Here is a 9,632-nt window from a genome sequence, read left to right as displayed (position 1 = left end):
GACTGGGGCGTGTTTCTTTGGGTTACGTTTCTTTGCACGAGCAAAGAAAGGTAACTCGCTCCGAAGGAGCGAAAGCCGTTGCCTTTGCTGTTGCTGTTGCTGTTGCTGTTGCTGTTGCCGTCACTGCAACTTCAAACCTAGAAGCAACGTCCATGGACCCCCGCGTTCGCGGGGATGACGGTAGAGAGATGGTGGGCGCCGCAAAGGGATGGCGCGGAAGTCGCTGGGTCCCCGCCTTCGCGGGGACGACGATGGAGAGATCGTGGTGACGACAGGATCATGCCCCTGACCAGGCACATAGCTCAAATCGGCAAAGTTCAGATCGGCGAACGCAACACCTGCAGCGACTCCGACATCAACCGACTGTGCTCCTGCGGCGATCCATGATTCATCTCCAACTGCCCAAGCCGCACCGAATTCTCGATCACATGCCGACACCGATCGAAACGCCGCGCCGTGAACCGTGAAAGCGCCTGTTCCAGCGTCCCACCACCGGCAAGCTCCTCGACCAGCACGATCCCATCCTCGATCGCCATGCCGGCACCGGACGCCAGATGCGGCGTGGTCGCGTGCGCGGCATCGCCGATCAGCACCACGCGACCGCGATGCCACGGCGGCGGCAACAGCTGCACTTCCAGCGGCTTGTAGTTCACCGACTCGGCATTCTCGCCGAGCACGGTCGCGCGGATCTGCGGCACGAAACTGCCGAAGCCTTCCATCTTTTCGTGCAGCCGCTGGCGCTGCTGCTCCGGCGTCAACCACGGGTTCTCAGGATCGGCGTACAGCAGGAACATGTACATGTGGGTCGCGGAAACCGGGTTGAAACCCAGCTTGATCTCCTCGCCCATGAAGAAATGCGTGCGATCGAAACCCTCCGGACGCTCGGCGAGCAGGCGAAAGATCACCTGTCCGGTGAACTGCGGCTTCGGCGCATCGGGAAACAACCGTTGCCGGGTCTGCGAGAACAATCCATCGGCCGCGATCACCAGATCGTAGTGCGCGCGACGGCCATCACTGAGCCAGACTTCCACGCCGTCGTCGTTCTGATGCAGATCGGCCACACTGACACCCAGACCAACCTCGATACCCGCCGCGCGTGTGCGCTCGGCCAGGATCCTGTGCAGGATCGGCCGCAGGATGCCGCCGGTCGCGGGCAGACCGTCCTCCAGCGGCGGGATCGGCATCTCGCCGAGCAGATTGCCGTGCTGGTCGTGCAGCTTCGCGCCACTCCAAGTCGCGCCGTGCGCGACCACCTCGTCGAGCACGCCCACGGTCCGCAGCGCGCGCAGGGTCGGGCCGGTGATGGTCAAACCGGCGCCATAGGAACGCCAGTTCCGGTCGATGTCGATCAGGTGCACGGCGATGCCCTGCTTGCGCAGCTGGATCGCACACGACATCCCGGCCACGCCACCGCCGACGACCAGTGCGCGACGTACACGTGCCGCCGGAACATCGGCGACCGGCACGTCCTGCTCGAACGCGTCTGGCGATTGTTCGCTCTGTTTCATTGGACCTGCCCTTCCCTCGCTGGACTCCCTGGACCGTGCAGGGACGCCGCTAAGCTAGAGGCTGGCGCACGGCTTGAGAAGCGCCTTCTCGTGATCGCTGCCATTGCCGCCATCGATGCATTGCACCGCAGCAATCATCTGCCACAAAACGCATTCCGATCCGCCATGCGCAGGATCGCCACAAATGATTGGCGGCCAGCACCGCCGCCTGAATAAAGTGACTGCATCCTGGAACAGATGCAGCCAAGTCACTTGAAGACTCAATACGACATCGTCGCGATGGGCGCGGGCCATAACGGCCTGGTCGCCGCGGCCTACCTCGCCAAGGCCGGCAAGAAGGTGCTGGTGCTTGAACGCAAGTCCTATCCCGGCGGCGGCGTCACCACGCGCCAGTTGAATACGCCTGGCTACTGGCATGACGAGCACTCCTCGGTGCACATCATGATCCAGGGCAATCCGATGCTGCGTCAGGACGAGCTGGGCCTGCTCTCGCAGCACGGGTTGGAGTACCACTACTCGCCGGTGCCGCACGCCACGGTGTTCCCGGACCAGTCGGTGCTGTTCACCTACAAGGACATCGACAAGACCTGCGAAAGCTTCGCCAAGGTCTCGCCAAAGGATGCGGAGACCTACCGCAACTTCGTACGGATGAGCCAGCAGATCCTGCAGGTGTTCATGCCCGGCCTGTACTCGCCGCCGCCGCCGCTGGGCGAGCTGGTGGCGATGCTCGATCGCAGCGACGAAGGCCGGTTGATGCTGGAGTACATGACCCGCGACTGCCTGAGCCTGGTCAACGATCTGTACGAGTCGGACAGGATAAAGATCCACCTGCTGCGGCTGGTCAGCGAGAACCTGCAGTGCCCGAACGAACTCGGCACCGGCATGGGCGTGCTGCTGATGCCGGGCATCATCCATACCTACGGCGTGTCGCAACCGGTCGGCGGCAGCGGCAAGCTCTCCGAGGCGCTGGTGCGCTGCATCGAGAGTCACGGCGGCGAAGTCCGCTGCAATGCCGAGGTCGCCCGCATTCTGGTCAGCGACGGGCGCGCCAGCGGTGTAGAACTGAGCGATGGCGAACGGATCGCGGCGAAGGACGCGGTGATCGGTGCGATCCATCCGCACGTGGTGCGCAAGTTCGTCGAGGGCGTGCCGGAGCCGGTGCTGAAACGTGCCGAACGCGCGCAGCTGGCGCCGTTCTCGATCATGGTCAGTCACTACGACCTGAAAGAGAACTGCAAGTACCACGCCGGCGAGGAAATCGGCTACGCGACGATGCTCGAGTTCATGGCCACCGACAGCCTGGACGAGATGCTGGCCGACTTCGATGACCTCAAGCGCGGCCTGATCAGCGAGCGCCGGTTGTGCGCGGGCGGCGATGAAAGCATTGGCGACAAGACCCGCGTGCCGGCCGGCGCCGGCATGTTCCACGGCATCACCTTCGCGCCGTACAGCGTCACCGATCCGCGCTGGAAGGATCGGCATTGGGACGACTTCAAGGAAGAGATCGGCGATCTGTCGCTGGCGCATTACCGCCAGTTCGTCAGCAACCTCACTGACGACAACATCATCGCGCGCAGCATCGTCAGCCCGCTCGATCTGGAGCGCAGCTCGCCCAACAGCATGATGCGTGGCGATCTGCATGGCGTGGCACCGTATTTCCATCAGAGCGCCGGCCATCGTCCGACGCCGGAGCTGGGCCAGTTCACCGTGCCCGGTGTGGAGCGGCTGTATCTGGCCGGCCCGTTCCAGCATCCGGGCGGCGGCGTCTACGGCGCCGGGCGTGCGACCGCGATCAGGATGTTCGAGCAGTTGGGCATGGATTTTGGCGGCGTTGCCAAGGGCGCGCGTCAGGATCAGGTTGCCGCGCCTTCGCAGGTGCAGGCACAGAGCGGCAGCACCGGCGGCATGGTGCTGCGTGGTCCGGCCGATGAGGAACTGATGCAGGTCGAATCGCTGGAGCGGGTTGGCGATGAGCTTGTCATCAAGGGCAAGAGCTTCGGCACGATGCCGATGACCGCGCGACTGGATCCGGCTTCGGCGCGTGCTGGACTGAAGTTGCTTGGCCTGCGTCGACTCGCCTTCCTCGCCACGTTGCCGTTCCGGCGCGGGCGCTCGCACTAGAACACTGTGGGAGGGACTTCAGTCCCGACGGGGCTCCACCAGTGAAGCCCGTCGGGACTGAAGTCCCTCCCACAAAGAGCAGGAGACTCCTGCTCCACACAACCCATCGGACACGGAGAACCCCTGGATGAAACCCCTTCAAGGCAAGGTCGCACTCGTCACTGGTGCAGGCGGCGGCATCGGCGCCGCCACTGCGCTGGTGATGGCACGGCGTGGCGCACGACTGCTGCTGGCCGATATCAATCTCGGCGCAGCCGAACGTGCCGCCGCCGCGGTCACCGCCCTGGGCGGCAGTGCGGTCGCCACGCATGTCGATCTCGGTGATCCCGCCAGCATCGAGGCGATGGTCGACAGCGTGGTGCAGACCTACGGCCGGCTCGACATCCTGCACAACAATGCCGCCGATCAGGATCCGCAGCTGACCCGACGCGATCGCGATGTGGCCAGCATGGAAGTGGAGGTCTGGGACCGCATCTTCCGCGTCAATGTGCGCGGCACCATGCTGGCGTGCAAGGCGGCGATCCCGCACATGCTGCGCCAGGGCGGCGGCGCGATCGTCAACACCGCTTCCAACCTGGGATTGCAGGGGCAGGTGATCCAGGCGGCCTATTCGGCTTCGAAGGCGGCGATCCTGCAGCTGACCCGCTCGATCGCCGCCTCGCACGGGCGCGAAGGCATCCGCTGCAACGCGGTGTCGCCGGGGCTGGTGTTGTCGCCGGCGGCGCGCGCGAACCTGCCACCGGCGCTGTTGGACGCGGTCGAGAGCGAAACGCTGACGCCCTACCTCGGCTCGCCCGAGGACATCGCCTATGCGGTGGCCTATGCCGCCTCGGACGAGGCGCGCTACCTCACCGGACAGAATCTGGTGATCGATGGCGGCACCTCCAGCCATGTGCCCGGCTTCGCGCGCTTCCACGACCTGTTTGCATCGCATTGAAGATCGCCCCGCTCGGCGCCACCGGCAAGGCTGGTTCGCGGATCCTCGATGAACTGCTCACATGCGGCTACGCGGTGACCTGAACGTTCACGGCTCTACGCTACGACGTCGCCACCCAGATCCAGCCCTCGCGTACTTTCACCGACAGCGCTCGCAGCGACTGTCCCAGGCACGGGCCGTAGTTGCAGCGCCCGTCCTCGATGTCGAAATGCGCGCCATGCGCGTAGCAGACGATCTCGCTGCCGTCGCCGCTCAGGAAGCGATCCTTGGCGTACTCCAGCGGCCGCCAGTTGTGCGGGCAGCTGTTGACGTAGGCGTACACACGCGCACTGCGTCGTACCAGGAAGGCGCGATCGTCATCGTTGTCCGGGTCTGGATCAAAGCCGCGCGCGTTGCCGTCCGCAAGCTCTTCCAGACGGCACACGCGACGCCACCCGTTGGGCTCAGTGATCGTCGCCACCGCGCGGGAACCACAGCGGCTTGTAGTCGAACAGGAAGATCTGCGAGGTGTCCTCGGCCGCCTCGACCGCGCGCGGGGTCCAACTGTCGTCGTGCAGGTCCATGTCGGCGTCGTACTCGATGGTGCCGCCGAACGGGCTGTTGAAGTACCAGAAATAATTCGAGCCGAAGATGTGCCGGCCCGGGCCCCAGAAACCCTTCCAGCCCTTGTTGCGGAACTTCCAGCCGGCCTGCAGCAGTTCGCTGGCGCCGCCCATGTGGAAAGTGAAGTGATTGATGCCGGTCATGTGCGCCGGCGCGCCGATCAGGAACAGCGTGTGGTGCTCGAAGGTGCCGGCCGGACGCAGGAACGGGCCGACGTTGGTGAAGCGGTCCACCACGCGGAAGCCCAGCCGTTCGACATAGAAGCGCTCGGCCTTGGCTACGTCCGGCACGAAGTACACCACGTGCGAAAGACTGCGCGGCGCGGCCTCCGTCTCGGGATCGGAGGCGATCACGTTCACCGGCCGCTGCGGCGCCATGCCCGGCACGTTGATCAGCACCGGCGGGGCGATGATCGGCCGGCGCGTGGTGACGCGGAACCCGATCGGAATGCCGGAATCATCCTTGGCATGCAGCACACCGTCGCGATCGAGCACCGCCGGTCGATCCTTGGACAGCTCGGCGCCGATCGCATCCAGCGTCGCCTGGTCGGCCACGCCGTAGATCGTCTCGCGGATGTTGGGCGAACGCCCGAAGGACTCGGCCAGGCCGGTGTCGCCCGCCGGGCGCACCTCGATCGAGGTACCGTCCAGCGCCTCGTACAGCGCCCCGCTCTGGCGTCGATCGACCTTGTGCAGGCCGTAGTCGCGCAGGCAGTTCACGGAGGCGTCGAAATCGTCGACGCCGAAGACCAGCGAATCCAGACCAATGATGTTCACAGCTTCCTCCCAGGATGAGCCCGGTACGTTCCCGCGCCGGCGCCACGCGCCGACGCCGGCCGTCCTCCACCGAGCCAACCCAGACTAGCGCCGCCACGATGTCGGCGGAAATGGGTTTTCACCATGCCTGCCATCCGTGGCCCGCATACCCGCCACCCGCTGCGGGCGTCACCGACATCACACATCAACACAAAGGAACCATGCCGTACCGGACGATGCCCTGGGAGTTCGACCGCCCGGCACGGCATGGGGAAACCCGCTGCTCAGAAGGTCCAGGTGAGCTGGACCCCATACATCCTCGGCGCGCCCAACTGCACGATGCCGCCGGCGGCAGGACTGAACACGGTGATCACCGGCACGTTCTCGATGTTGGTCACATAGCCGGTCAGCGACCACCTGCCGCCTGGACTGTCGTAGGTGAGATACGCCTCGCTCTGGTGGTAGGCGTGCTGCCACGCACCGTCGGCACGGCTGTAGTAGGCCCAGTAGCCGCTCTGCGAATGGATCCTGGCGCGCGCGGTCAGCGCACCGCCGTTGGCCAGATCCCAGACATGCTCGTAGCCGAGATTGCCGGACCAGCGCGGCGAATGATTGAGCGGCTGACCTGCGACCAGCGTCAGGGTATCCGGCACGTCGACCTGGGCGCCCACCTGCGAATGCAGGTAGGACAGCGAGAAATCCAGCTTGTCATGGGCACCGACCAGCCAGTTGGTCTCGACTTCCATACCGCGCATCTGGACATCCTTGGCGGTGAACACGCCCGACAGGAACGTCGCCGGATCGAAGTAGGACAGCTGGTAGCCATCGAACTTGTTGAGGAAAGCCTCGGCGTTGACCTGCAGCCGGTTGTCCAGGAACCGGTTCTTGCTGCCCACGGTATAGGCGGTGACGGTCTCTGGCGCAAAGGGCTCGTTGGCATAGAAACCACCGGCGCGGAATCCCGTGGACACGTTCGCATACAGCATGCTCGACGTACCCAGGTCCTTCTCCACTCCGACCTTCCAGGTGGTCTTGGTGAAGGTGGTCGCGAAAGGCGTGCCGTAGTTCTGGATGGTCGAAGCCTGCGTGCTGTCGTAAGGCACATCGATCACCTCGATGCTGCGGTGATCGTGCGAGTAACGCACGCCAGCGGTCAGGCGCAGATCGTCCATGACCGCCAGCGTGGCCTGGCCGAAGGCCGCCCACGAGCGCGAGCGCTGGTAACGGGTGTAGGTCCAGGCGTTGACCGGCTGGCTCATCACCAGGATCGACTGCGGTGCGTTCGAATCCAGATAGTGCAGGCCGGTGACCCATTGCAGCGGCAACGTGTCGCGCGACTGCAGGCGGATCTCCTGCGTGGTCTGCCGCTTGTCGTACTGCTGTATCTGGCGATCGCCGGAGTATGAGGAATCGGCATCGAAGTGGTCCTTGTACCAGGTGGGCTGGTAGATCAACTCGAACCGGTAGAAGGTCCAGCGCAAATCGGCATGCAGCAGCGTGGTGCGCACGTGCTTGACCGAGTTGGCCGGCAATGCGCTGTACCAGGGATTTTCAAGATCGTCGGGTGATTGCGGATATGGCGAATAGGCCGCGCCCGGGCCCTTGCCTCCGAGCCGGTTGACCTGTGCACCCACCACCATCGAGAACACGTCGCTCGGCTTGTAGGCCAGCTTGATCCGCGCCGAGGCGATGTCCACGTCCTCCTGGCCGGTGCTCATGTAGCCGTCGCGGCGCTCGGTCGCAAATGCCGCCCGTAACGCCATGTCCTGATTGATCGGCAGGTTGAGCACGCCCTCGCTGCGCCGATCGCCATAGTTGCCGAGCCCGACCTTGACCAGTCCCGAGGTCTCGCCCAGAACCGGATCATGGCTGAGGATGTTGATCGCGCCGCCGACGGCATTGGCGCCAAACAGCGTGCCCTGCGGACCGCGCAGGATCTCGACCCGGTCCAGGTCGTAGAACGCCGCCCGCGAGATGTCGCCGCGATCGGTATAGATGCCATCGACATAGATCGCGTTCGGCGAGTCGGTATTCGGCGCCAGGTTGTTGGACACGCCGCGGACGATGAAGGTCGGCCCCTCCGCGCCATCCTGCACCTGCACGCCCGGCTCGCCGGAAACGATCTCGGCGATGGTCAGCTTGTTTTCCTTGCGCAGTTGTTCGCCGTCCAGCACCGATGCCGAGGCAGCGGTCTTCTGCAGATCGCTCTCCCGGCGGTCAGCGGATACCTTGACCGTGGCCAGCTGCACCGGCGTGGATGTGGTCTGGGGTTGCGTCGCATCGGCATCGCCGTCGGCGGCCTGAGCCACACCTGGCAGCGCCAGCAACATCCCATTCGAAAGACAAAGCGCGATGCTCCACGCCAGCGGCGCGGTTCGGATAGTGCCCATACAAGTCCCTCCCGGAACCGTTCTGTGCTGTTGACCCGCGGCAAGACCGCTCGAACCGGATTGCTCCTCGCCGTGCGGCAAGCCAATAAACACTGGACCTGATTGACCCGAGCTTCGTCTGTCAAAGCCCCTCTCCTGTCAGCAGAGGGGTTGGGATGAGGGGCGGAGCCCTGCGTTGCTCCTATTGCCTACTTCGGAATCTCCTGATCGCAATTGCAGTTGTTGTAGGCAGACTCACTGAAGGTGTAATACGGCGACGGCAGCTTGGGCCAGATCACCGAGGCGCGTTGCGGGCTGTAGCCCGGATAGCTGTAGTTCGGCTTGCGGAAGCCTTCCGGCAACGCGCCGCCCATGCGTTCGCCGGCCTCGCCGCCCATCGGTTTGAGCGGATGGCCCAGTGCCAGATCGCCAAGCTGCTTATTCAACTGGCTCAGCATCTCCTCAGGCAGGCCCGGCACGAAGTCGTAGGCCATCTGCAGATGCCAGATCTTCCACTCGCCGTTCTCCTTGACGAAGTCGCCGCCGTATTTCTCGTTGAACAACATCGACTGCAGATGGATCTTGCCGTCCTGATAGATCGGCATCACGCCGATGCCGGGCGAGTACCAGGCGCCCTGCGCGGTCTTGCCGTCGCCGGAGATCTCGATGATCGGCGTGGTGCTGTTGTGCATGACCCACTCCGCGCCCGCACCGAAGTTCTCCGGCGTGTTCTTCACCGAGTGATCGATTTCCGACAGTGTCTTCAGCGCTGCTTCGGCATCGGCGTGACTCTTCTCGCCGTAGGCCTTGCGCACGGTCTCGATGCCATACATCACCCACGCCGGGCTGCCGAAGGTGGCGGTGGAGGCGTACTTGCCGTCGCGCGATACCCAATGGGTGTCGATCTCTTCCAGATTGCGGCCGGCCGCATGCATGTACTCGTGGCGGCTCATCAGGTTCTGGATCGCCCAGGTCGCCGCCGCGCGTTCGCCATCGGAAATGGTCGGACGCGCCTGTTTACCTTCGGCGGCCGGGGTTTGTGTCGCCGCCGGCTCCGGCTGCTTGCAGGCGGTCAATGCCAGGCCCAGCATCAGGCTGGCACTCAGTAACTTCATCTTCATCGTCATGTTCTCCGTACTGGAATCAGGAATGGGCGACCGCACAGCGCTAACGCGTCTTTGTCTCAGGTTCTGCAGATCGTCTATTCACCGTAGGAGCGGGTCTACGTGGCCTCGGGCCATCAGCCGCGATGGGGATTCCTCGGTAACGCCCCATCGCGGCTGTCTCTTCTACACATCCGACGCTGCCGACGAATGTCCCGCAGTGTAGATCTCGGTGG

8 protein-coding genes are annotated in these 9,632 nt (G+C 64.4%); 3 read left to right on the top strand and 5 right to left on the bottom strand.

Annotation, left to right across the window (positions count from 1 at the left end):
- The coding region (locus tag AC3WJE_RS20480) for a hypothetical protein (protein ID WP_493732687.1) at positions 1-269 on the top strand (269 nt) is incomplete at its 5' end.
- Positions 270-317: 48 nt separating this feature from the next.
- Here AC3WJE_RS20480 and AC3WJE_RS20475 read toward each other — a convergent pair.
- A complete protein-coding gene (locus tag AC3WJE_RS20475; RefSeq protein WP_493732686.1) occupies positions 318-1,508 on the bottom strand; it encodes an FAD-dependent oxidoreductase in 1,191 nt (396 codons plus the stop codon).
- Between the two features lie 252 nt (positions 1,509-1,760).
- On the opposite strand from AC3WJE_RS20475, the gene AC3WJE_RS20470 reads away from it, so the two are divergent.
- Positions 1,761-3,629, top strand: a complete 1,869-nt coding sequence (locus tag AC3WJE_RS20470; protein ID WP_493732685.1) for a phytoene desaturase family protein — start codon at positions 1,761-1,763, stop codon at positions 3,627-3,629.
- A gap of 127 nt (positions 3,630-3,756) precedes the next feature.
- Positions 3,757-4,566 (top strand): SDR family NAD(P)-dependent oxidoreductase, encoded by an 810-nt coding sequence (locus AC3WJE_RS20465; protein WP_493732684.1) that lies wholly within the window; start codon positions 3,757-3,759, stop codon positions 4,564-4,566.
- 100 nt (positions 4,567-4,666) lie between these two features.
- On the opposite strand, the gene AC3WJE_RS20460 is transcribed toward AC3WJE_RS20465, so the two are convergent.
- The 4 genes from AC3WJE_RS20460 to AC3WJE_RS20445 all read right to left on the bottom strand — a co-directional run bounded on the left by AC3WJE_RS20460 (position 4,667) and on the right by AC3WJE_RS20445 (position 9,414).
- Positions 4,667-5,026: a Rieske (2Fe-2S) protein gene (locus AC3WJE_RS20460; protein ID WP_493732683.1), complete on the bottom strand. Its 360-nt coding sequence runs from the start codon at positions 5,024-5,026 to the stop codon at positions 4,667-4,669.
- A complete protein-coding gene (locus AC3WJE_RS20455) occupies positions 5,010-5,945 on the bottom strand; it encodes a VOC family protein (protein ID WP_493732682.1) in 936 nt (311 codons plus the stop codon). The genes AC3WJE_RS20460 and AC3WJE_RS20455 overlap by 17 nt, the downstream gene beginning before the upstream one ends.
- A gap of 263 nt (positions 5,946-6,208) precedes the next feature.
- Complete coding sequence (locus AC3WJE_RS20450) at positions 6,209-8,314, bottom strand: TonB-dependent receptor (protein WP_493732681.1); 2,106 nt, start codon at positions 8,312-8,314, stop codon at positions 6,209-6,211.
- Positions 8,315-8,502: 188 nt separating this feature from the next.
- Positions 8,503-9,414: a nuclear transport factor 2 family protein gene (locus tag AC3WJE_RS20445; RefSeq protein WP_493732680.1), complete on the bottom strand. Its 912-nt coding sequence runs from the start codon at positions 9,412-9,414 to the stop codon at positions 8,503-8,505.
- Between the last annotated feature and the right edge of the window lie 218 nt (positions 9,415-9,632).

The sequence above is a fragment of the Pseudomonas sp. GW821-FHT07E12 genome (genome assembly GCF_058986605.1).
This window is presented reverse-complemented; position numbering and strand designations above follow the sequence as displayed.